This is a genomic window from Pseudomonas sp. fls2-241-R2A-110 (assembly GCF_030209165.1).
GTDB lineage: Bacteria > Pseudomonadota > Gammaproteobacteria > Pseudomonadales > Pseudomonadaceae > Aquipseudomonas.
Genome location: NZ_JARVSN010000014.1, coordinates 1 through 23,417, shown reverse-complemented (window position 1 = coordinate 23,417; position 23,417 = coordinate 1). Strand labels below are relative to the sequence as shown.

The 23,417-nt window shown below is 58.8% G+C and carries 24 protein-coding genes; 10 read left to right on the top strand and 14 right to left on the bottom strand.

All coding sequences use genetic code 11. The annotated features are described in order from the left end of the window. Positions 1–15: 15 nt before the first annotated feature. Positions 16–1,779 carry a cytochrome c biogenesis protein DipZ gene (locus tag QRN31_RS12025; RefSeq protein ID WP_285432216.1) on the bottom strand — a complete coding sequence of 588 codons (1,764 nt, stop codon included), beginning with the start codon at positions 1,777–1,779 and terminating at the stop codon, positions 16–18. A gap of 43 nt (positions 1,780–1,822) precedes the next feature. Next, entirely contained in the window at positions 1,823–2,341 is a 519-nt protein-coding gene (msrB, locus tag QRN31_RS12020) for a peptide-methionine (R)-S-oxide reductase MsrB (RefSeq protein WP_285432215.1), read from the bottom strand. A gap of 152 nt (positions 2,342–2,493) precedes the next feature. Here msrB and QRN31_RS12015 point away from each other — a divergent pair, with 152 nt between their 5' ends. The 4 genes from QRN31_RS12015 (at position 2,494) to QRN31_RS12000 (ending at position 6,400) form a co-directional block, all read left to right on the top strand. Beyond that, positions 2,494–3,210 carry a response regulator transcription factor gene (locus QRN31_RS12015; protein WP_285432213.1) on the top strand — a complete coding sequence of 239 codons (717 nt, stop codon included), beginning with the start codon at positions 2,494–2,496 and terminating at the stop codon, positions 3,208–3,210. Next, the gene (locus tag QRN31_RS12010; protein WP_285432212.1) at positions 3,207–4,724 is read left to right on the top strand and encodes a sensor histidine kinase; all 1,518 of its coding nucleotides are present in this window, start codon (positions 3,207–3,209) and stop codon (positions 4,722–4,724) included. The genes QRN31_RS12015 and QRN31_RS12010 overlap by 4 nt, the downstream gene beginning before the upstream one ends. Positions 4,725–4,782: 58 nt before the next feature. Then, positions 4,783–5,523: a DUF72 domain-containing protein gene (locus QRN31_RS12005; protein ID WP_285432210.1), complete on the top strand. Its 741-nt coding sequence runs from the start codon at positions 4,783–4,785 to the stop codon at positions 5,521–5,523. A gap of 172 nt (positions 5,524–5,695) precedes the next feature. Beyond that, positions 5,696–6,400 carry a hypothetical protein gene (locus QRN31_RS12000; protein ID WP_222588362.1) on the top strand — a complete coding sequence of 235 codons (705 nt, stop codon included), beginning with the start codon at positions 5,696–5,698 and terminating at the stop codon, positions 6,398–6,400. Positions 6,401–6,460: 60 nt separating this feature from the next. On the opposite strand, the gene QRN31_RS11995 is transcribed toward QRN31_RS12000, so the two are convergent. Further along, positions 6,461–6,952 (bottom strand): RidA family protein, encoded by a 492-nt coding sequence (locus QRN31_RS11995; RefSeq protein WP_285432208.1) that lies wholly within the window; start codon positions 6,950–6,952, stop codon positions 6,461–6,463. Between the two features lie 122 nt (positions 6,953–7,074). On the opposite strand from QRN31_RS11995, the gene QRN31_RS11990 reads away from it, so the two are divergent. Beyond that, entirely contained in the window at positions 7,075–8,484 is a 1,410-nt protein-coding gene (locus tag QRN31_RS11990; RefSeq protein WP_285432207.1) for an aminotransferase-like domain-containing protein, read from the top strand. A 7-nt stretch (positions 8,485–8,491) separates the two neighbouring features. On the opposite strand, the gene QRN31_RS11985 is transcribed toward QRN31_RS11990, so the two are convergent. The 9 genes from QRN31_RS11985 to hmpA all read right to left on the bottom strand — a co-directional run bounded on the left by QRN31_RS11985 (position 8,492) and on the right by hmpA (position 17,506). Further along, a complete protein-coding gene (locus QRN31_RS11985) occupies positions 8,492–8,944 on the bottom strand; it encodes a hypothetical protein (RefSeq protein ID WP_285432206.1) in 453 nt (150 codons plus the stop codon). After that, positions 8,928–9,566 (bottom strand): DUF6036 family nucleotidyltransferase, encoded by a 639-nt coding sequence (locus tag QRN31_RS11980; protein WP_285432204.1) that lies wholly within the window; start codon positions 9,564–9,566, stop codon positions 8,928–8,930. The genes QRN31_RS11985 and QRN31_RS11980 overlap by 17 nt, the downstream gene beginning before the upstream one ends. Before the next feature lie 299 nt (positions 9,567–9,865). Beyond that, entirely contained in the window at positions 9,866–10,753 is an 888-nt protein-coding gene (gene cyoE / locus QRN31_RS11975) for a heme o synthase (protein ID WP_090180333.1), read from the bottom strand. An 11-nt stretch (positions 10,754–10,764) separates the two neighbouring features. Continuing rightward, on the bottom strand, positions 10,765–11,106 hold the full coding sequence (gene cyoD, locus QRN31_RS11970) for a cytochrome o ubiquinol oxidase subunit IV (RefSeq protein WP_027922712.1): 342 nt from the start codon (positions 11,104–11,106) through the stop codon (positions 10,765–10,767). Further along, positions 11,106–11,732: a cytochrome o ubiquinol oxidase subunit III gene (locus QRN31_RS11965; protein WP_027922711.1), complete on the bottom strand. Its 627-nt coding sequence runs from the start codon at positions 11,730–11,732 to the stop codon at positions 11,106–11,108. The genes cyoD and QRN31_RS11965 overlap by 1 nt, the downstream gene beginning before the upstream one ends. A gap of 3 nt (positions 11,733–11,735) precedes the next feature. Continuing rightward, the gene (cyoB, locus tag QRN31_RS11960; protein WP_285432202.1) at positions 11,736–13,766 is read right to left on the bottom strand and encodes a cytochrome o ubiquinol oxidase subunit I; all 2,031 of its coding nucleotides are present in this window, start codon (positions 13,764–13,766) and stop codon (positions 11,736–11,738) included. 3 nt (positions 13,767–13,769) lie between these two features. Further along, a complete protein-coding gene (gene cyoA, locus QRN31_RS11955; RefSeq protein ID WP_285432201.1) occupies positions 13,770–14,714 on the bottom strand; it encodes a ubiquinol oxidase subunit II in 945 nt (314 codons plus the stop codon). Between the two features lie 816 nt (positions 14,715–15,530). After that, entirely contained in the window at positions 15,531–16,040 is a 510-nt protein-coding gene (locus QRN31_RS11950) for a disulfide bond formation protein B (RefSeq protein ID WP_285432200.1), read from the bottom strand. A 284-nt stretch (positions 16,041–16,324) separates the two neighbouring features. After that, entirely contained in the window at positions 16,325–17,506 is a 1,182-nt protein-coding gene (gene hmpA / locus QRN31_RS11945) for an NO-inducible flavohemoprotein (protein ID WP_285432199.1), read from the bottom strand. A 146-nt stretch (positions 17,507–17,652) separates the two neighbouring features. Between hmpA and norR the strand changes: the two genes are divergently transcribed. From norR to QRN31_RS11920, 5 genes are all read left to right on the top strand, one after another. Continuing rightward, positions 17,653–19,203, top strand: coding sequence for a nitric oxide reductase transcriptional regulator NorR (gene norR / locus QRN31_RS11940; RefSeq protein WP_285432197.1), 1,551 nt, complete (start codon positions 17,653–17,655; stop codon positions 19,201–19,203). 123 nt (positions 19,204–19,326) lie between these two features. After that, on the top strand, positions 19,327–20,229 hold the full coding sequence (locus tag QRN31_RS11935; RefSeq protein WP_017340667.1) for a chemotaxis protein CheV: 903 nt from the start codon (positions 19,327–19,329) through the stop codon (positions 20,227–20,229). A gap of 27 nt (positions 20,230–20,256) precedes the next feature. After that, complete coding sequence (locus QRN31_RS11930; RefSeq protein WP_285432297.1) at positions 20,257–20,715, top strand: GNAT family N-acetyltransferase; 459 nt, start codon at positions 20,257–20,259, stop codon at positions 20,713–20,715. Positions 20,716–20,868: 153 nt separating this feature from the next. Further along, positions 20,869–21,195, top strand: coding sequence for a hypothetical protein (locus QRN31_RS11925; RefSeq protein ID WP_285432195.1), 327 nt, complete (start codon positions 20,869–20,871; stop codon positions 21,193–21,195). An 84-nt stretch (positions 21,196–21,279) separates the two neighbouring features. Continuing rightward, positions 21,280–22,029 (top strand): YkgJ family cysteine cluster protein, encoded by a 750-nt coding sequence (locus QRN31_RS11920; RefSeq protein WP_285432193.1) that lies wholly within the window; start codon positions 21,280–21,282, stop codon positions 22,027–22,029. A gap of 137 nt (positions 22,030–22,166) precedes the next feature. Here QRN31_RS11920 and QRN31_RS11915 read toward each other — a convergent pair whose 3' ends face one another. Continuing rightward, positions 22,167–22,424 (bottom strand): hypothetical protein, encoded by a 258-nt coding sequence (locus tag QRN31_RS11915; RefSeq protein ID WP_259156762.1) that lies wholly within the window; start codon positions 22,422–22,424, stop codon positions 22,167–22,169. A 213-nt stretch (positions 22,425–22,637) separates the two neighbouring features. Further along, positions 22,638–23,009 (bottom strand): DUF6124 family protein, encoded by a 372-nt coding sequence (locus tag QRN31_RS11910; protein ID WP_285432190.1) that lies wholly within the window; start codon positions 23,007–23,009, stop codon positions 22,638–22,640. Positions 23,010–23,417 lie beyond the last annotated feature (408 nt).

Below are 23,417 nucleotides of genomic sequence, written 5' to 3'. Positions count from 1 at the left end.
TAAATGAAAAGGCTATCAACCGAACGTAAACGCATACGCCGACACACCTGGATCGAGAAACTCGATGCTGAAGGTGTGGTCGTTCACAACGCTGCTCTGGCGCACCAATTGATACAAACGCTGTTCGGTGACGAGGCCACGACCATCGGGTGCCACGTCAGTGCCGTGGGCATCGCCGGGCGCTTTTCCGTCAATCAGCACTTTGAAGCGCACCGGTTTACCGTCCGCATTGGGCCCCAAGACCAGATGCAGATCCCGTGCGTGAAAGCGGTAGACGATTCGACTGGCCGGCGCGCTTGACGTGGCACGTTCGGAGCCGACTTTCCATTGACCGTCGAGGCTCCAGTCGTTGAGGGCCAGTTGGGACGGCGGGTTGTACGTCGCGACCGTGTCGGGAGCCAGACTGGCCTCAGGTACAAAATGCTCCGCGCGCTGATAGCCGACATAGGTTTCCGGCGATTGCACTTCGTTCATGTCCGGCGCGAGTTGAACACCGGTGGCGTTGGCATTGATCAACCCGTTGTCGACCTTTGCGGCGCCCGCTTCACGCAGCAACTGCTGGATAACCCTTTCCGATTCGGCGTACTCGCCTTCACCAAAATGGTGATAGCGAATGCGGCCTTGAGCATCGGCAAAATAATGAGCCGGCCAGTATTCGTTGTTGAAAGCACGCCAGATCCGATAGTCGTTATCGACTGCCACCGGGTAGTTGATGCCCAGGTCCTTCATGGCTTTGGTGACATTGCCCACATCACGCTCGAATGCGAATTCGGGGGCATGAACACCAATCACCACCAGCCCCTGATCACGGTATTTTTCGGCCCAGGCTTTCACATACGGCAAGGTACGCAGACAGTTGATGCAGGAGTAAGTCCAGAAATCCACCAACACGACTTTTCCCTTCAACGCCTGCGCGGTCAGAGGCGGTGAATTGAGCCATTGGACCGCACCGTCAAGCGGCGGGAGGTTACCTTCGACCGGCAATGCACCCGGCGCTTGCGCCGACACTTTCATCGCCCCGCCAGCGGCCATCATTGCCCCGCCGTTACTCGGTGACTGACCGGCCAACCGGCCAACCAGCGCTTGTTCGATGCCGCCAGTGGAAGCGGTCGAAAACCGCGCCAGAATCCCGGTATCCAGCCCCAGGGCAATTGCCGCCACACCGGCCAGCATTGCCGCGCCCAATCCTCGACGCACCCACTCGCCAGCGCCAATCGAACGCTTCATCGCCGCAAAGACTTTACCGCCCAGCAACAGAGCCACGGCGAGGGAGGTAGCGGCACCCGCGGCGTAGGCCAGCAACAACAAGGTGGTTGCGATGCTTGCCCCTTGCAGCGCGGCCCCGGTCAGCAGCAGGCCCAGAATCGGCCCGGCGCAGGGAGCCCAGAGCAGGCCCGTGGCGACGCCGATCAGGAACGAAGCGCCGGGGCGCGGTTGGGAATCGGCGCCCGCCGCTTCCGACAGGCGACTGCCGGCGGCCACCAGTGGCCGGGTCAGGCGCTCGGCAAGCCGGGGCAGCAACAGCGTCAGACCGAACAGTGCCACGAACAGCAACGCGAGCCAGCGACCGTACTGATTGACTTGCACCACCCAGCCGCCGCCCACCGCCGCCAACGAGGCGACGAGCGCGAAAGTCAGTGCCATGCCCGCCAACAGCGGCAAACCACTTTTCATAAATGGCTGCCCGGTGCGCGCGAAGACAAAGGGCAGTACCGGCAGGATGCACGGACTGACGATCGTCAGCACACCACCGAGATAAGCGAGAACCAGAAGCCACATAGCATCGACCTGAATGACGTGAGTGAAAGGATGGGCCCACGGATCAAACCGTCCGGGGCACGAAGGTCAGCGCCAACCCGTTCATGCAGTAGCGCAGACCGGTGGGTTTGGGCCCGTCATCGAAGACATGACCCAGATGACCACCGCAACGTCGGCAATGGACCTCTTCACGCACGACGCCAAAGGACCGGTCCTGACTGGTGGCCACCGCGTTGTCCAGCGGCGCCCAGAAACTCGGCCAGCCGGTGCCGCTGTCGAATTTGGTGCTGGAAGAAAAAAGCGGCAGATTACAACCGGCGCAGACGAACATACCCTCGCGGTGCTCATTGTTCAGCGGGCTGCTGTAGGCCCGCTCCGTGCCCTCTTTTCGCAGGATTTCGTATTGCTCGGGGCTGAGCATGGCGCGCCATTCGCTGTCGCTGTGAGTCACCTCGAAAACCTCCGCTGCACTGGCTTCGCTGACCAGCGCCGTGCTGGTGGAAAATTTTGGCAATACACCGATCACCAACGCTGCAGCCCCCAGCCCGCCGCTCGCTGCAAGAAATTGTCGCCGTGAAAACATGGCCTTCTCCAAAATTCCAGGTGCCTGACATGGAACACAGCCTAGGCTTGGGTTGATCGCCAAATCCTCACGGGGAGTTAAACAATTCGTGATAACTCGACCCGAGGAAAACCCGCACAATGTGCCCATTGCGCTACAAAGGATTGAGCTTTATGGAACAGACCAAACGTGTCCTGGTGGTCGAAGACGACCTGCACATCGCCGACCTTATCTGCCTGCATCTACGCGATGAGCAGTTCGAGGTGGTGCACTGCGCCGACGGTAACGAGGGCATGCAACTGCTGCAGCAAGGAAGCTGGGACGCCCTGATCCTCGACCTGATGTTGCCCGGTGTCGATGGCCTGGAAATCTGCCGTCGAGCGCGGGCAATGGCTCGCTACACACCGATCATCATCACCAGCGCACGCTCCAGCGAAGTGCACCGCATTTTGGGGTTGGAGCTCGGTGCCGACGATTACCTGGCCAAGCCTTTTTCCATGCTTGAACTCGTCGCCCGGGTCAAAGCCCTGCTGCGACGTGTCGATGCGATGGCGCGCAATCTGAAAATGGATGCCGGCAGCCTGATCGCCGACGGTCTTTCCGTCGATCCGATCACCCGCGACGTCACGCTCGACGGTCGACGCCTGGACCTCACGCCACGGGAATTCGACCTGCTGTATTTCTTCGTCCGCCAGCCGGGCAAGGTGTTCTCGCGCATGGACCTGCTCAACGCCGTCTGGGGCTACAGCCACGAAGGCTACGAACACACGGTCAACACGCACATCAACCGCCTGCGGGCCAAGATCGAGGCCGATCCGGCACAACCCGCGCGCATCCTCACGGTATGGGGTCGTGGTTATAAATTCGCGGCCCGGGAGGAGCAGCCATGAGGCTGACCCTGACACAACGCCTGTCCCTGGTGTTTGCCGCTCTGTTGCTGGTGTGCTGCGGCACATCGGCCTGGATGCAAGTGCGCTCCAACCAGATGCATGAACTGGAAGTGGTGCAAGGGTTGTCCCGGGACCTGGCCCAGCACATTGCCCGCGACACGGTGCTGATGGACAGCAATGGCCTGATGCCCGATGCCGTGCGTGAATTGTTCAGCAAACTCATGCTGGTCAATCCCAGTGTCGAGGTGTACCTGCTGGACACCGAAGGCCGCATTGTCGGCAGTGCCGCGCCGGAAGGCCGGATACATCGCGAGCGCATCGATCTGACGCCGATCAAGCGTCTGCTCAAGGGTGATGCGCTGCCGATTCTCGGTGACGACCCGCGCAGCACCGAGGGGCGCAAGGTGTTCAGCGCCGCGCCGTTGCAGGTCAACGGTAAACCGGCGGGCTATCTCTATGTGGTGTTGCTCAGCGAAGAACACGACCGCTTCGCCGAGCGCGGTGCCACCAGCGCCGCGCTCAATACCGCCCTGTTGTCCATTGGTCTGGTGGCGTTGTTGTGCCTGATCGCCGGCCTTACGGCATTTGCCCTGATCACCCGGCCGCTGCGACGCTTGACCGAAAGAGTCAGCCAGTTCGACATCGACGCCGCTCCCACCACACCGCCCGCCCCGGAACCGGTTGAAAAGGCAGCCAGTCACGATGAAATCGCCGTGCTCGACGCCGCCTTCCGCCAGATGCAAACCCGCCTCAGCGAACAATGGCGTTCGCTGACCCGCCAGGATCAGGAACGCCGCGAACTGGTGGCCAACATCTCCCACGACCTGCGCACACCGCTGGCTTCGCTGCACGGTTATCTGGAAACGCTGTCGCTCAAGGACACCACGCTGTCTCCCGCTGACCGTAGGCGCTACCTGGGCATCGCGCTGGATCAAAGCCGCAAGGTCGGCGGCCTGGCGCAATCACTGCTGGAACTGGTGCGGCTTGAACACGGTTTTGTACAACCCGTGCTCGAACGTTTCTCGCTGACCGATCTGGTGCAGGACATCTTCCAGAAATTCGAACTCACCGCCGAGGCACGCCAGATCGAACTCAAGGCGAGCTTCGCACCGAACATTTCGACGGCCTGCGCCGATCTGGGGCTGATCGAACGGGTGCTGACCAATCTGTTCGACAATGCCCTTCGCGATACACCACAAGGTGGCGAAATCGAGTTGAGCCTGCGCCCTCACGGGTCGTTTATCGAAGTCACCGTCAGCGACACCGGTCCGGGCATCGCCCCGCAACTGCGCGAAGGCTTGTTCCTGCGTCCGTTCAACATTGGCGGTGCCCGACGCGATGGCGGATTGGGATTGCGCATCGTGCATCGGATCCTGCAGCTACACGGTATCGAGATTCAGTTGATCGATGTTCCAGGGCGCGGCGCGACTTTCCGTTTCTCCTTGCCGGTGGATGAGCAAACCGCTGAACAATGGGCCGTTCGCTCGATGAACCTGAACTCGATGGGGAAATAGCCTCTTTTCAGCGGTCACAGCTTTGAACCTGACCCGACGCGGAGGCGAGAAACCCTCGATGACTGCCACGACGCCCTTGTACATCGGCTGCGCCGGCTGGAGCCTGCCCCGTGATCATTGGGAGGCATTTCCCACAGCAGGCACGCACTTGCAGCGCTATGCCGCCCGGATGACGTGCGTGGAAATCAACAGTTCGTTCTATCGACCCCACCGCCCGGCAACGTATGCCCGGTGGGCCGAGAGCGTACCGGAGCGCTTTCGGTTCTCGGTCAAAGTCCCCAAGCAGATTACCCACGAAGCGCGTTTGCTGGGCTGTGAACAGTTGATCGATGAGTTCATCGGGCAATGCTCCCATTTGGGCCAGAAGCTTGGTTGCCTGCTGATCCAGCTCCCACCTTCCTTGGCCTTTGAAGGCGAGACAGCTCAACACTTCTTCAGCGTGTTTCGATCACGCTACGACGGGTTTGCGGTGTTGGAACCCAGGCATGTCAGCTGGCAAACACCGCAGGCGCAGACACTGTTGATTGAGCATCGAATCGGGCAAGTGGCAGCCGATCCTTCGCCGATCCCCGAGGGTGACGTGCCCGGCGCCTGGCCAGGCATCCGCTATTTCCGATTGCACGGCTCACCGAGAATTTACTACTCAAGCTACGAGTCGCCATGGCTGGAAGAGCTGGCTATAACGCTACAACCCCAGGCGCAAGACAGGCCCACCTGGTGCATTTTCGACAATACGGCCAGTGGCGCGGCGACCGCCAATGCGCTGGAGCTTCAACATTTGGCCAGCCCAAGCGCCTGACGCAAGAAACAACCCCAACCCTGAGCCGCAGGCTAAAGCCTCCACGGCAAAAATCATGACCAGCGGCCTGTTCATCCGTGACAACTCAGGCTGGGTCCAATAGATTAGGCGGCCTGAAAAGGCCCAGTGCTTTCTCGCCTAAACCCAAGTTAAAAGAAGTAGTGAAATTTCAATGTCCGATTCCAATACCGCTGAATCCGTAGTCACCTTGTCGTCCAAAGCGGAATACGAAAACTCCATCAATCTTTCACAGCACGTCCCACAGGCCAAGACCATCAGCGAGATGGTCCTGGACGCGTTTCAATCCACTCGGGAAAGTGACCAGATCCGCGAGCTGCGCACTGCGATCCGCCAGGCCCACGACAGCTTCGACGACGATAAAGCCTACGAATTGATGGGTGAGCTCAAGCAACTCAAAGATGCCGAAGCCGCAGACATTGCCGCGCTGGAAGACTTGAGCAGCAAATTCCCGATCAGCCGCATTCTGTCCAGTTTCAAGGACGACCCGGCCTTTCAGGAAATCGTCTATGGATTGGCCTTGAAGGTGCTGAACCAGACGCATCAGGCCATCAGCAACCCGAGCAGCGGCAAGAGCAAAGCGGCTCGCGCCAAGAAAGATCTTGAAGTGTTCACCATCAGCAAGGACGGCGTGAGCGTCACGCTGCCGCTGCGCACTCCCCGTTCGAGCCTGAACGTTGATCGCAAAGCGCTGGAATTCCTCGGCTTCACCTTCGTCGGCGAAGGCGATGACGCAGAGATCGAGAGCGAGACATTCCTGGACAACACCGGGGCCGAACAAGCGGTCAACCGCAAGAACATCATCACCGCCCTTCAGCAGCAAACCGCGTTCGACGGCTACAGCATCGCCGCGCAGTAACACGCCACACCTCAAAGCCCCGCCCTCGCAAGCGGGGCTTTTTATTGCCCGCTGGATTGATTACATCGACGGATGCAGGGCCGCGATCATGTCGATTTCGATGGGGGCGTTTTTCGGCAACTGGTAAACACCGACAGTCGTTCGCGTATGTTTACCGGCATCGCCCAGTACATGGGTGAGGACATCCGAGGCGCCGTTGGCCACTTCGCTCAGGTCCACAAAATCGAATGTGGACTTCACATACACTGTGATGCGAAGGAGCGCCTTGACGTTATCCAGTGAACCAATGGCCTCTCGGATCAGCGCCAGCCCGCGTATCGCACTGATGCTGGCGGCTTCTTGAGCATCGGCCATATTGAGTTCCAGCCCGACGCGGCCGGGGTACTGGATTTTGCCGTTCATGCGCGGCACCAGGCCGCTGACATACACCTCGTCGCCGTGCCGAAGCAGCGGCGCGTAATGCCCTCCGGCAGCGTTCTCGTCGTAGATATCAAAGCCGAGTTCTTTCGCCATCGCGAGGAAACGTTCGTCGCGGGTTATCTGCTGAATCATCTACTGGACCCCCTTGGTCAATGATGCGAACCGCGCAGATGATGGTAGAGACAGACGTTTGCGTTGATCAGGGCAAGTTCGTATAGAATCCAGCGAACTTTACTGCCAGGGAGACCAGTAAAATGCAGGCTCAGCGCGCAGTGATCGCCGCCATCGAATTCCAGCCGGGAGTTCCGTTGGTGCAGCAGATTGTCGATCAGCTGTCTGTGGCAATCAGCCAGGGTGGCTTGCCTCACGGGGCCAAGTTGCCACCGATTCGCGAACTGTCCGAGTTGATGAACGTGGGCAAATCCACGGTGGTCGATGCCTTGGACCGATTGCGCGCCAAGGGACTGGTGGTTTCACGCCAGGGCTCGGGGCACTACGTGCAACGGGCCATCAACCAGCCACCGGCTGCGGCAGGCCCGGACCTGCAACCCCAGGACATACTCAGTCGGGTCCGCCGCGCAATTCTGTTGAACAATGGCGCGTTGCGCCCCGGATGCGGATTCTTGCCGGGTTCGTGGCTGCCCGCCGAAGAGCTCCTAAAAGCCGTGCGCGGCACCCTTCGTGCGACCGCGCTGCGCATGGGTGAATACGGTGAGGTGGGTGGTTACCTGCCGCTGCGCGAGGCCTTGCGGGTGAAGTTGTCGACTGTCGGCATCGAGGTGCCGCGGGAGCAGATCATCACCACCGCCAACACCGTACAAGCCATCGACCAGCTGATGCGCCTGTTGATACAACCCGGCGACACAGTGCTGCTGGACGATCCGTGCTACTTCAACATGCACGCCAACCTGGCGCTGCACGGCGCCAAGGTCATCACCATTGCCCGCGATTGCGAGGGCCTGAATCTGGAGGCGTTCGAGCAATTGCTGATTGCCCATCGCCCCGTGTTGTACATGACCAACAGCACACTGCACAACCCGACCGGGCACTCGTTCTCCGCCGCCCAGGTTTACCGTTTGTTGGAGCTGAGTCACCGTTACGGTTTCCACATCGTGGAAGACGACCTCTATGGCGATCTTCAGCAAAAACACACGCCACGACTGGCTGCCAGTGGTCTGGACAACGTCAGCTACGTTTCCGGTTTTTCCAAGACCCTGACCGCCAACAGCCGGGTCAGCTACGCAGTGCTCTCGCCACAACTGGCCGCACGGTTGATCCGTTTGAAGATGAGCTGCGGCGGCGTGACCTCAGAGTTGGCGGAACAAATTATCTGCACGATGCTCACCAACGGCACTTACGCCAAACACACACGCCGCACCGTCGATCGCCTCTACGAATCGAGCAGCCGCGTGGCTCGCTGGCTGGCGGAGGCCGGATGCTCGGTGTCTTCGTTGCCGGGCGAAGGCCTGTTCATCTGGACCCGTTTGCCCGATGGATTGCACGCCGAGACGCTGGCCAGTAAAGGCCTTGAAAACGACCTCGTCCTGGCACCCGGCACCTTGTTGAGCAAAGCGGCTGATGCCAGCAGCTTCCTGCGCTTCAACGTTGCGCACAGCGATAGCCCGCAGGTGCGTGAACGCTTTTTTCGATTGCTCGATAGCTGATAAATCTTCAGGAAAACGTGGCGTGTTGCTCTGCTGCGTAATGTCGAGTCTGAAAAGGCATCAGGGTCTGGGCCTTCAAGCCCAGGCCTTCACTCAACCCCCATGAAGCAGCAAGTTCATCACGGCGACGGCGAAGCGGAGCGGCTGGTTGTGGCTTCACGTCTTGCTTGAAAGTCGAGTATGCAAAAAGCTCAAGGACATTGAAGGTTTCCAGCACGCGGCTATCAGACACGCATGCAAAACGAGTGAAGCGTTCGAGCAGGTAGCCTGCACGGCGGATTTCGATCTCATCAGAATGCCGACTCAAAAATGCCGAGACTTCACTTTCAAGGTTCGAGTCCGAGTACCAAACAGCTTCGGCCGCGCTTACAAGCGCAGCATCATCTGCTTGATTCAAAGGGCTTTTGACCAGCGTGTCCAAAGCGGATGAGAGGACGTGGCCGTTAAGGGGCTTCGTCATCTGTTATCTCCAGATAATTTTGCAAAATATTGTCGAGAACGGACGTTGGTGGCTCTTTGTTGCCAACATATACATCAATTGCCTGCAACGCCAATCGACGGAGTTCGGTAGTGATTATGAAGCCGCTCCTGAGAAGCGCCATGATATCGCCAATGTCTTGATCCGTAGCTCTGCCCAATTTAGATATCGCAATGTCGATGGGCGATGCAATGTGAACATGTAGAGGAGACTCGGTCGGAAACTCGGCAAGTGGCAGGCTCCGCTCCCAATAGTCCTCGTGAATGGGGCCAAAGCTTGTGTTGTATTGAAGGTCATAGTTCAGCTCCATCAACCGACCGGAGCGTTCATCGATAAATTGTTCGGGAACCTCTGCGAGCATGGTTTGGAGGTGAAGACTTTTGGGGACATTCGCTTCGTAAACTTCTGCATCGACATCTGTTGAAACACGGTGACTTGTATAAAGGTGAACTGCGCACCCACCGAAAACGATAATTTTTACCGCCCCTGTCTCTGCGTACTCAAGTACCAGCTCCGCTTCGACAGATTTGAACATCGAAATCAAAGCCTGCCCCAACGCCGTGCTCGTATTGACGCGGGGGATAATTACATCCGACAACTCCATGTTCGAACCTCAAACTGATGTGGGATAGCGATGCCAGTGATGGCGCGCGGGTCAACGCCTGGCGGCTATTGCGACTGAATTAGCCACACCCCCGAGGTTAGAAAGGCGACTTCCGAGCGACAACCTGAAAACCTTGTAGGAGGGTTCTGCTGCATGAGTAGGCATGGACTTCGATACCCTTGGGGACGCGTTTCAATGGCAGCCTTGCTCTCAACCGACACCAAACCGACTGAATCGCCCCCAACAAAAAGCCCCGCTCTTCTCTCGAAGGCGGGGCTTTTCTTTACAGCGTCCGACGCTTAAGGCGCGTACGTCAGCAACAGCTCGCTCGGCACTTTGAAGTCCAGGGACATCATCACGCTCAACGCGGTAATGGTGAAGATCGAGAACACGAACAGCTTGCGTGCCCAGACCGTGTCATCCACTGCCTTGTAACCGGTCCAGGCCATGTACAACCAGTACATGCCCATGGCCGCGGCGACGGCGAGGTAGCTCATGCCGGCGTAGCCGCTGAAGGTCAGCATCAAGGTCGCCACGAGGAACGCCAGGATGTAGAGCAGGATGTGCTTCTTGGCCACTTCGATCCCGCGTTTAACAGGCAGCACCGGAATCGATGCAGCCAGGTAATCGTTGAAGCGGAAAATCGCGATGGCGTAAGAGTGCGGCATCTGCCACAGGCTGAACATCACCAGCAACGTCAGTGCGGCCATGTCGAAGCTGTTGGTCACAGCGACGTAACCGATCACCGGCGGCATGGCGCCCGACAGACTGCCCACCAGCGTGCCGTGAACCGACTTGCGCTTGAGGTACAGGCTGTAGAAGCCGACGTAGATGACGAAACCGATCACGGCGAACAGCGCGGCCAACGGATTGGCCACCTTGTACAACAAGGCAACGCCGGCAACGCCGAGGACGGTCGCGTAGATCAGTGCCAGTTTCAGGGAGATCAAGCCCTGGACCAGCACACGATTCTTTGTGCGTTCCATCTTCAGGTCGATGTCGCGGTCGATGCAGTTGTTGAACACGCAACCGGAAGCCACCACCAGGGACGTGCCGATCATGGCGGCCAGGAAAATGGCCAGATCGACATGCCCTTTCGAGGCCAGGAAAAATCCGCCCGCCACAGAAAGCACGTTACCGAAAATGATCCCCGGTTTGGTGATTTGGATAAAGTGCTTAAAGGACATCCGGACTTTCCTCAGTGCGCCATCATGACGGTGTGGATGCTGAACATGATCCACAGCGACAGGCCTACCAACAAGACGATTACCAGTGCGGCGAAAACAAACGCGATCACGTTGTTACGCTGGGCAGCCGAACGGTCCAGGTGGAGGAAGTACACCAGGTGCACCAGCACCTGGATTACTGCGAAGGCCAGTACGATCCACAGGGTCATTGCTTTAGGCAGCGATGGGTACATCACCAGGCCAAAAGGAATGATCGTCAGGATCACCGACAGGATGAAGCCGATGGCGTAGGACTTGACGCTGCCGTGGCTGTCGTCGTGGCCGTGACCATCGTGGGAGTGTGCGTTAGCCATTACAGAGTCCCCATCAGGTAAACAACGGTGAATACGCAGATCCACACCACGTCCAGGAAGTGCCAGAACAGGCTCAGGCAGCTCAGACGGGTCTTGTTGGTCGCCGTCAGGCCGTTTTTCTGGACCTGATACATCATGATCGCCATCCAGATCAGACCGCTGGTCACGTGCAGACCGTGGGTGCCGACCAGGGTGAAGAATCCGGACAGGAAGCCAGAGCGGTTAGGACCGTAGCCTTCGGAGATCAGCATGTGGAACTCGTTGATCTCCATGCCGATGAAGCCCAGGCCGAACAGGAAGGTAATGGCCAACCAGCCCAGTACCGCCTTCTTGTTGCCCTTGAACAACGCCAGCATGGCGAAGCCGTAGGTGATCGAACTGAACAACAGGCAGGCGGTTTCGCCCAGCACGTATGGCAGCTCGAAGATGTCGTGGCCCGACGGGCCACCCGCTACGTTGTTAACCAGTACCGCGTACACCGCGAAGATCGACGCAAACAAAATGCAGTCGGTCATCAGGTAGAGCCAGAAACCGAATACGGTCATCTCGCCCGAGTCGTGGTGATGGTCATCGTGCCCATGTCCATCGACATGGGTGTGTCCAGCATTGGTCACTAAGTTCGACATGGTTTAAGCCTGTTCCAACGAGGTTTCAACACGGGTGGCAGTGGCCGGGAGTTTCCCTGCGGCTACCAGACGTTTGCGCTGCTCGGCTTCGGTGCGCTCGATCACGTCGACCGGCACCATGTAGCCCTGGTCATCACGGGCAGCGTGGATCACGAAGTAGATCACGGCGCCGGCGAGGCCGAAGATGGCCATCCACCAGATGTGCCAGATCATCGCGAAACCGAACACAGTCAACAGAGCACCCATGACCAGGCCGGTCGCGGTGTTGTTTGGCATGTGGATCGGCTCGTACTTGACCGGAGTCTGGTACGCAGTACCGTCTTCCTTGGCTTCAGTGAACGGGTCGATGCAGTCGGCTTTTGGCAGTACGGCAAAGTTGTAGAACGGTGGTGGCGACGAGGTCGACCATTCCAGCGTGTGGGCATTCCACGGGTCGCCGTGCTCGCACATGTTTTCCGGCTTCTTACGGTCACGGACACTGACGTAGAGCTGGATCAACTGGCAGGCGATACCGCAGGCGATCATCACCGCACCGAACATGGCAACGTACAGGTACGGCACCCACTCAGGGTTGGTGGTGGCGTTCAGACGACGGGTCATGCCCATGAAGCCCAGTGCATAGAGCGGCATGAACGCGACGAAGAAGCCCGAGATCCAGAACCAGAACGCAGCCTTGCCCCAACCTTCGTGCAGCTTGAAGCCGAACGCTTTAGGGAAGTAGAAGCCGAAGCCTGCGATGTAACCGAACACGGCGCCGCCGATGATCACGTTGTGGAAGTGAGCGATCACGAACAGGCTGTTGTGCAGGACGAAGTCCGCACCCGGAATGGCCAGCAGTACGCCGGTCATGCCGCCGATGGCGAAGGTCACCATGAAGCCCAGGGTCCACAGAACCTGGCTGGTGAAACGCAGACGCCCTTGGTAAATGGTGAACAGCCAGTTGAATAGCTTCACCCCCGTCGGGATCGAAATCAGCATCGTCGCCAGGCCGAAGAAGGCGTTGACGTTGGCACCCGAACCCATGGTGAAGAAGTGGTGCAGCCAAACCATGAAGCCCAGGATCGAGATCGCGCCCGAGGCGTAGATCATCGAGTGGTGGCCGAACAGTTTCTTACCGGTGAACGCCGAGATGACTTCGGAGAAGATCCCGAACGCCGGCAGAATCAGGATGTAAACCTCGGGGTGACCCCAGGCCCAGAACAGGTTGACGTACATCATTGGATTGCCACCAAGTTCATTGGTGAAAATGTGGAAATCCATGTAACGGTCAAGCGTCAGCAAAGCCAAGGTAGCGGTCAGGATCGGGAAGGAAGCGACGATCAATACGTTGGCCCAGGTGCAGGTCCAGGTGAAGATCGGCATGTCCATCAGTTTCATGCCTGGGGTACGCATTTTCAGCACGGTGGCCAGGAAGTTGACCCCCGTCAGTGTCGTCCCGAGTCCCGATAGCTGTAGGGCCCAGATGTAGTAGTCGACACCCACGCCAGGGCTGTAGCCCAGTTCCGACAGCGGTGGATACGCAACCCAACCGGTACGGGCGAATTCGCCGACACCCAGGGACACGTTGACCAGCACCACGCCGGACATCAGCAGCCAGAAGCTCAGGGAGTTCAGGAACGGGTAGGCAACGTCACGCGCGCCGATCTGCAGCGGCACCGCAAGGTTCATCAGGCCGGTGAAGAATGGCATCGCCATGAAGATGATCATGATCACACCGTGAGCGGTGAAGATCTGGTCATAGTGTTCAGGCGGCAGGTAGCCAGGCGAACCCTCGGTGGACATGGCCAACTGGGTACGCATCATGATGGCGTCGGCAAAACCGCGCAGCAGCATGACCATGGCAACGATGATGTACATCACGCCGATTTTCTTGTGGTCGACCGACGTCAGCCACTCGGACCACAGGTAGGTCCACTTCTTGAAATAGGTGATTGCAGCGAACACGCCCAGACCGCCGAGCGCGATCATGGCGATGGTCACCATCACGATCGGTTCGTGGAACGGGACCGCTTCCCAACTTAATTTACCAAACATCGTTTACTCCTCTGCCCCGGCAGCTGAATGCGAACTCATGTCCATCCCTTCCATCTGGGCCACTTCTTTCTCTTTCTTCTCGTGGTCCACTTTCGGACCCGGTTTCATGCCTTCGTACTTGTCGACGATGGTCTGGAACAGGTTCGGCGTGAACGAGGAGTAGAGCTCTACTGGATTGTTCTGGCTTGGTTTGGAAAGGGCTTCGTATTCAGCTTTTTCAAGCTGTTTAGGTGCCTTCTTGACATCACTGACCCAGGCATCGAAATCCGCCTGAGAGGTGGCGATTGCTTTGAACTTCATGCCGGTGAAACCCGCGCCGCTGTAGTTGGCGGAGATACCGTCGAATTCAGCGTTCTGGTTGGCAATCAGGTGCAGCTTGGTCTGCATGCCCGCCATCGCGTAGATCTGGCCACCCAGGCCCGGGATGAAGAACGAGTTCATCACGGTGTCGGAGGTGATCTGGAAGTTAATCGGCGTGTTGGCCGGGAAGACGATCTTGTTGACCGTGGCGATCCCTTGCTCGGGATAGATGAACAGCCACTTCCAGTCCATCGACACCACTTGAATGGTGATCGGCTTGACGTCGGATTCCAGCGGCTTGTACGGGTCCAGAGCGTGGGTCGACTTGTAGGTGACATAACCCAGGGCAATGATGATCAGTACCGGAATCGCCCAAACGGCGACTTCGATCTTGGTGGAGTGCGACCATTTTGGCGTGTACACGGCGTCCTGGTTAGAGGCGCGGTATTTCCACGCAAACAGGAAGGTCATGACGATGACCGGTACCACGACCAGAAGCATCAGCAGCGTTGCGGTGATGATCAGGTTTCGCTCGTCCAGGCCGACCTGACCCTTGGGATCGAGCAAGGTCATGTTGCAGCCTGACAGCAACAACGTGCCGAGCAGCGGCAATAAGCCTAGTAGTCTGGGGTACCTGTTTTTACTCATCTCACGACCTCTAAAGCAGCTTGCGCAATGCAGTTGGGTTTTGATCGCCAACACTTCACCCTGCCAAGGGTTGGCATTTTTCTTGGATTGAATAAGTGGCTGCCCGTCGCGCGTCAGACGCTGTTCGACAAATCCTGGGCAAGCGTTAAGTTCTTATTCGAATTCGTGGTCAAAGGCCTTGTTACAGACCAATTCCATTTGGTGCGGATAGTTGGAAGGCTCCGACACCTGGGGGTCGCATGGAGCATTCATGCTCCTCGACGCCCTACTTCATGCTCAAGGTGAGCAGTGCCGGGAATTCAGTGCGGGCGATTGTAGATATGTAACGATTCATAAACCATGTCTCATCCCGAAATAATTTTTATCCATTCCAGCAACAATCATTAACGGTTTTTGCAAAAGTGCGGCATCTTATCGAAATTCATTCTCAACAAAAACACCAAAATTAGTAGGTCTACCTAGCGCAGTTCAGACAGCATCGATGCCGTCGCCACCGCCCTCGACCCTGCCCAAGCCCCTATGTGACAAGGGTTCTGGCAATTCGCCAGGACCTGTTAAAACTGCCTGCTTTGTTGTTTTCGGCAGGTGGCGTTCGAACGTTGAAAAAGACCAATGTTGTTGCGCGGCCGTGCACCAATTCACGGCGTTGAAACGCCTTGCGACAGCCGCGCTGTGACAACATGTCGCACACGTGTCGCACCCTTCCCTGTCACACATCACGTGTCTTTTAAATTGAGCCCTGAAATGCAAAACGCCCCGGTCCTCTCAACGAGGTCCGGGGCGTTTTCAGGTTGACTCAACGGTGCAGCGACAGCCTCAGCGCAGTGCTTTGCGGTTACGCACAGTGAGCAGCGGAACCAGCACCACGATCAGCACGAACGCCACCAGCGCCCATTGCGCCAGCGACAAACCGAGGATCGGCGGATACGGCGTGGAGCAGAAACCATCGACCTGGAAGCCCAGCGGGAAGATCTTCGCCAGCGGCAGGCCATCGACAATGGGTTGCAGCACATCGATGCCGCAACTGACCGCCGGATAGAACTGGGTAAAGACGTGATGCCCGGCCACCGCGACGCCAGCCACTGCGCTGATCACCACCAGGGTTTCAAACACCGTGATGCTGCGACGGGTGCGCATGGCCGCGCCGATGAAGGCAAACAGCGCAACCAGCAACAACGCATAGCGTTGCAGGATGCACAGCGGGCATGGCGCCTCGCCCAGCACAATCTGCATGTACAGCGCGCCACCGATCAGCGCCAGGCAGATGATGCCCAGCAGCACCAGATAACGCCGTTCACGTCCCAACCGCATCGTTTCCTCGCTCATCGCGCTTCCCTTTTAAAAATCGATTGCCCGCAAGTCTACACGCAGGCTCCAACCTTTGAGAGCCCGGCGCGTTCCGGTGGTGACTGGGGAATAGACGACAAAACAGTTAAGGAGGGATTAACTTTCGAAGGATTTTTACGAAGGAAGACCGAGGTGGGCCAATCGCGGGCAAGCCCGCTCCCACAGGTGTTGTGTTGTTCGCGCGATCACGGCAAACACAAATCCTGTGGGAGCGGGCTTGCCCGCGATGAAGGCGACCCGGTCTCCCGAGTCGCCGCAGAGGTTTATTCCAGCGCCGAAGCCGGCCCGAAGAACTCGTAACGGCTTTGCTTCTCCGGCACACCCAAGGCTTTGAGGTGGCGCTTGATGGCCGCCATGAAACCTTTAGGCCCGAGGAAGTAAGCATCCAGATCGCGCTGCTCCGGCAGCCACTCGCCCAGTTGCTCACGGCTCAGCAGCCCGACCTTGTCCGCCGCCGGACTCACGCCGTCATCCTCGTCGTAGCAATAGAAGCGCTTGAGCTGCGGGTAACGCTCGGCCAGACCATCGATCCAGTCGCGGAAAGCGTGAACGCTGCCGTTGCGCGCGCAGTGGATAAAGTGCACCGGACGCTCAGTCGCCAGCGCCGCTTCAAGCATTGCCAGGGTCGGCGTGATCCCGACGCCGCCGCTGATCAGCACCAGCGGTTTGTCGCTGGCGGTCAGCGTGAACTCGCCCGATGGCGGGAACAGCTGAATGCTCGCGCCAACATGCAACTGATCGTGCAAGTGATTGGAGGCGCGGCCACCGGTCTCGCGCTTGACGCTGATGCGGTACTGGCCTTTGTTGGCCAGCGCCGACAACGAATAGTTGCGACGGATCTCTTCGCCATCAAGGATCAGCTTCATGCCGATGTATTGGCCCGGTTCAGCGGCCAGAATCGCGCCTTTGTCGGCAGGTTCGAAGTAGAACGAAGTGATTTCCGCGCTTTCCTCGACTTTGGCCGCGACGATGAATTCCCGCGCCCCGCGCCAGCCGCCCGGCGCCTGTTCTTTTTGGTCGTAGATGCTGGTTTCGGCGCCGATCAGGATCTCGGCCAATTGACCATACGCCGCGCCCCAGGCGCTCATCACTTCAGGCGTGGCAATTTCGTCGCCCAGCACTTCGCTGATGGCGCGCAGCAGGCACGTGCCGACGATCGGGTAATGTTCAGGCAGGATTTGCAGGGCCACGTGCTTGTTGATGATCTTGGCCACCAGATCGCCCAATTGATCGAGCTGATCGATGTGCCGCGCATACATCAGCACGCCGTTGGCCAGTGCGCGGGGCTGATCACCGCTGGCCTGGTGAGCCTGGTTGAATAGAGGGCGGACTTCCGGGTATTCGGAGAGCATCATGCGGTAGAAGTGCGTGATCAACGCTTCACCACCGCTTTCGAGCAGCGGCACGGTGGATTTGACGATGGCACGGTCTTGAACGCTAAGCATAAGGTCGACTCCAGCTTTATGTGAATTACCTTAGCTTTATCAGTTTCCGTGCCAATGTTTTAAACCTTAAAAATCAACAACTTAAAAACAACGTAGTCATATCGACACTCGCTGACTTATAGTCATGTCGACTACATGGAGTCACTATGACTGCAAAATCGCTGCTCACCGCCCTGCTGCCCCTGGTCTCTGATCTTTCCCGCGAACTGCCCGAGGGCGAGCGCTATCGACGCTTGCTCGAAGCCATGCGCGCCCTGCTCCCCTGCGATGCCGCCGCCCTGCTGCGCCTTGATGGCGAATGGCTGGTGCCGCTGGCCGTGGACGGGTTGAGCACCGACACCCTCGGCCGACGCTTCAAAGTCAGCGAACACCCGCGTTTCGAAGCACTGCTCAGCAGTCACGGCCCGACGCGGTTCGCCGCCGACAGCGACTTGCCCGACCCTTACGACGGCCTGGTCGATGGCCTCGACGAACATCTGGAAGTTCACGATTGCATGGGCTGCCCGCTGTTTATCGACGAGCGCCCGTGGGGCTTGCTGACCCTCGACGCCCTCGACCCGGAACGATTTGAACCGATTGAACTGGATGCCCTGCAAGCTTTCGCCAGCCTCGCCGCCGCCACCGTCAACGCCGCCGAACGTATAGAACGCCTGGCCAATCGTGTCGAAGATGAGCATCAGCGTGCCGAGGTTTATCGTCAGGCCAGCGGCCAGCAGAACCGCGAGATGATCGGCCAGAGCAAGACGCATAAACGCCTGGTCGAAGAAATCAACCTGGTGGGCGGCAGCGACCTGACCGTGCTGATCACCGGCGAAACCGGCGTCGGCAAGGAATTGGTCGCACAGGCGATTCACGCCGCCTCCCCTCGTGCGGACAAACCGATCATCAGCCTCAACTGCGCCGCCCTGCCGGACACGCTGGTCGAAAGCGAACTGTTCGGCCATGTGCGCGGCGCCTTCACGGGTGCGACGAATGATCGTCGCGGCAAGTTCGAACTGGCCAATGGCGGCACGCTGTTTCTCGATGAAGTCGGCGAACTGTCGCTGACCGTGCAGGCCAAACTGTTGCGGGTGCTGCAAAGCGGTCAGTTGCAGCGCTTGGGGTCGGACAAAGAACATCAGGTGGACGTGCGACTGATCGCGGCGACCAACCGCGACCTGGCCGAGGAAGTGCGCAGTGGCCGCTACCGGGCCGACTTCTATCATCGCCTGAGTGTTTACCCGCTGCAGGTGCCGGCGCTGCGGGATCGCGGACGGGATGTGTTGTTGCTCAGCGGCTACTTCCTGGAACAGAACCGCTCGCGCATGGGCCTCAATAGCCTGCGGCTGACCAGCGACGCGCAAGCTGCATTGCTGGCTTACGACTGGCCGGGGAATGTGCGGGAGCTGGAGCATCTGATCGGGCGCAGCGCGTTAAAGGCGCTGGGCAATTGCAAGGAACGGCCGAAGATTCTCAGCTTGAGTGCGGCGGATCTGGACTTGCCCAATGGCAGCGTCGAACTCCCCGCTGAACAACCCGCTGTCGTGCCTGTCGCGTTGGTCGCCGGAGATTTGCGTGAAGCCACCGAAAATTATCAGCGTCAATTGATCAGCGCCTGCCTGGAACGGCATCACGACAACTGGGCGAGTGCGGCACGTGAGCTAGGCTTGGACCGGGCAAATCTGGGCCGGATGGCCAAGCGATTGGGGATGAAGTGACGCCCCTATCGTCGGAACGCCGCCTGATTTACTAAAGCCTGCCCCCAACAAGTCGATAACCCGGCATCAATAGATTTTGGCGATTCTTTACTCGCCCATCACCTTTTTCCACAGAAGGTTTTTATGTCCACCACCAAAGCCCGCGCAGACTCACTTTCGCTTCTGCTGTTTACCTTGCGCAGCGGCAAGCTGATGGCAATCAACCTGCTGAAAGTCAGCGAAATCATTCCCTGCCCGCCGCTGACCAAGCTGCCGGAGTCGCACCCCCACGTCAAAGGCATCGCCACATTGCGCGGCGCCTCGTTGTCGGTGATCGACCTCAGCCGCGCTATCGGCGAGCGACCGCTGGAAGACCCGAACGGTGGCTGCCTGATCGTCACCGACGTCAGCCGCTCCAAACAGGGCCTGCATGTTCAGGCCGTGAGCAAGATCGTCCATTGCCTGACCACCGACATCCGCCCGCCGCCCTTTGGCTCCGGCGGTGTGCGCTCGTACATCACTGGCGTGACCTCGGTCGACGGCACGCTGGTGCAAGTGCTGGACATCGAAAAAGTCATCCACGGCATCGCCCCGGCACAGATCGAAATGGCCCCGACCGAACTGAGCATGGAAGACGCTGAAGTGCTGGGCAACGCACGAATTCTGGTGGTCGACGACAGCCAGGTCGCCCTGCAGCAATCGGTGCACACCCTGCGCAACCTCGGCCTGCAGTGCCACACCGCCCGCAGCGCCAAGGAGGCCATCGACTGCCTGCTGGACCTGCAAGGCACGGCGCAGCAGATCAACCTGATTGTCTCGGACATCGAAATGTCGGAGATGGACGGCTATGCCTTCACCCGCACCCTGCGCGAAACCCCGGATTTCTCGCACCTTTATGTATTGCTGCACACGTCTCTGGACAGTGCGATGAACAGCGAAAAAGCGCGCCTGGCCGGGGCCAACGCGGTGCTGACCAAGTTCTCGTCGCCGGAACTGACCAAGTGCCTGATCGAGGCGGCCAAGGCTGTCGCCGAACAAGGTCACTGAGTCTTGGCCGAGCAATTCTGCTTTTTGATGCGGCGCAACCTGGCGCAGGCCGTGCCCGACATCACCTGGCCCAAGGGAATCGTCCTCGTTCAATACCGCCCCGAACTGGCCGAAGTCGTTCATCGCTTGATGGAAACGGGTTATCAGGAAGGTGGCGGCCGCGTGCCTACCCTGGACGTTTGGCAACAGCGCTTTGAGACCGATCCCGAATACGATCCTTCCCTGTGTTTCATTGCGCTCGAGAGCGAGCGCATCGTCGGCGTGTGCCAGTGCTGGACCAGCGCCTACATCAAAAACCTGGTGGTGCATCCTCAGGCCCAAGGCCTCGGGCTCGGCCGTGCGTTGCTGCTGCATGCATTCAAAGTGTTTCAGGATCGCCGGGAAGGCTTTGTCGATTTGAAGGTCCTGGAAGACAACCTTCGGGCGCAGCGGTTGTATGAAAGCGCCGGGATGTATGTGGTCCGCCGGGAATTGGTTCCGGTCTGAACCACCGCCATCGCGAGCAGGCTCGCTTCCACAGTTGATCGCGTACCCTCTGTGGGAGCGAGCCTGCTCGCGATGAGGCCGACACATTCAACACAAAACCATCAGGCATACTCCGACCCTCGGCTAACTCAATGCCCAAGGATGCCTGCCCCCATGAAAGCCACCACCCTGACCTTCCTCTGCCTCACCGCCCTCGCCACCCAGGCCCACGCCTCCAGCCCCGACGCCTGGGCCGCCTACGACAAAGCCGTCCTCGCCAGCTGCACCAAGGCCAGCGGCCTGAAAGACGCCAAACCCGTTGGCACCGCCGCCCAGTTTGACGACCGCGTCGGCTACACCGCATTGCTGCTGCAAGGCCAATACCCGCAAAAACACATGAAAGGCCAGCAAGGCACCGAACTGTGCCTCTACAACAAGAAAACCAAAACCGCCTACGTGACCGAATGGGACGCCATCCGCCCCGCCACCAAAGCCCAGTGACTGGCGCATAACTTGCTTCGACGCAGGTCTGTGCGGTGAGATTCTGGCGCCGCTTCCTGCCTTCTACCTGCGACCTGAAGCCTGATGAATACGACGTTTTCCTGCGTAGGCTGCGGCAAATGCTGCAACGACCACCACGTGCCCCTGACCCTGGCCGAAGCCCGCATGTGGGCGGCTGACGGCGGTCAAGTGATCGTGCTGGTGGAAGGTTTCCTGGGCAACGGCCTGGGCCTGCCGGTGCAACAACGCGAACACGCCGAACGCCGCTCAGCGCGGGTTCGAAGCGGCGCGTCTGATGCCTACGTCGCGATCACCTTTGCTGCCTACAACGTCGGTCCCTGCCGGAATCTTGACGAAGACAACCTCTGCCGCATCTATGAACGGCGACCGCTGGTGTGCCGCATCTACCCGATGGAAATCAACCCGCACATCGCGCTGAATACCGCCGTGAAGGAATGCCCGCCGGAGTCGTGGGAACAAGGCCCGGACTTGATTGTCGGCGGCCAGTTGGTGGATCACGAACTGGCAGGATTGATCCAGCGTTCACGTCAGGCGGATCGCGACGACATTCAGACCAAGGATGCGATTTGCGGCTTGCTGGGGATTCGGACTACAGCGCTGAAAGGGGATGGGTTTACCGCTTATCTGCCGGACATGAGCGCGTTTGCCGCGGTCATTGATCAGGTTTCAGAGAAACCGCTGGAGACGTCTGGCAGTGACTGGTTGTTTCATGTGTCGGGGGAGGATATCGCCGGGCAGGTACAGGCAGCCGGGGCGCAAGTGGCGACGGATGCGCCGTTGAACTATGCGTTTATTTCGTTGCGGGCGGCTTGATTCAGAAGATGTATTGCCTTTGATGGCCCCTTCGCGAGCAAGCCCGCTCCCACATTGGGTCCGTGTCGTACACAGATCAAATGTGGGAGCGGGCTTGCTCGCGATGACGGAGGATCAGACACCGCAGAGTTTGAAACTCAGCGCTTACCCATCGAACGACGCGTCCCGGGAGGCGCAGCCCCCGGCGTCTTGGTATGGCCATTCTTCGCGCCATTCTTGTACCAAGGCTGGCTGGCATTCTTCGCAGCGGCCAACTCACCCGGTTTGAACGGGAACTTGAACGCCGGAATCGCGGCTTTGGATTCGCTGTCTGCGCTGGAGTCGACGCTGTCTGGCAGGTCTGCCTGGTCGTCGCTCAAAGCGTCGGCAACCGGCGGTTGTGTCGGGGAAGTCATGAAAGCTCCGGGTGATGCAAAAGAGTCGGGCCCGGTCAGCGAGCCGCGAAAGGCGGCAGTATACCCGTGTCGAGCGCCGCAAGCTTCACGCTGCAAGCGAGTCCGTCGGGTTTAGTGCTGACTGACACACCGCAATCGCGAGCAACCCCAGCACCTGTGGGAGCGAGCCTGCTCGCGAAGAACGATAACGCGGTCAACCTGACCGAACGCTATTTACGCCGGAACCTCAACCCTGTCCAACACCCGATTCACCGCCAACTCCGCCAACATGATCACCTGCTGAATCGCCAACACCGTATGCCGCTGCGGCCCCACCAGACTCGTCGCAAAATCACTCGCCATCACACTCGCCGACGCCAAAGACTCACAGGCATGGGCCAACAGACTTTCAGAATCAACTTCGGGGACAACCATGAACATCGTGCTTGGACGACGGGGTTTTACGCTGTATTGCCCGGGCGGATCGAGGTAGTAATCGAGTGCGCGTTTTATCGCTTCGCGGTCTTTGATGAGCGCTTCGGCCTGGGTGGTCTCGGCGTTGGGGGTTGTGGTGTTGAGGGGTGGGTCGGGGATTAACTTATCCATGCAAATTTCCTTTTGATGTTGGAGCCATCAATTTCCGATCTCACTCGGAACAGAGGTGGCAGCTATGTGCGGTGTGAGATTACCGGCAAAAGGAACCCGGCCAGACCGAAGTCCGCCCGCACACAGCCGCCATAAAAAACTTGCAGGCAGCGGATAAGCTGGCGGCAATTATGGGGGGCCTTGCGCTGGTTTCCAATTGTTCAGCCGGAATCTCACTCCCGGTCGCTGAGTTTTCAGCGACAGCCAAAGGTTAGAGAACACGCTTCCTACCCGGCAACCTGAAAAATGCGTGGGAATTCGCTGTGTTTCTTACACATCTTTCAACACACAAAAATGGAACGCGGAGCGTCCCGGGCTGCATTCCCACGCGGAGCGTAGGGAACGATCAATGGGCAGCAGGAAGAGATT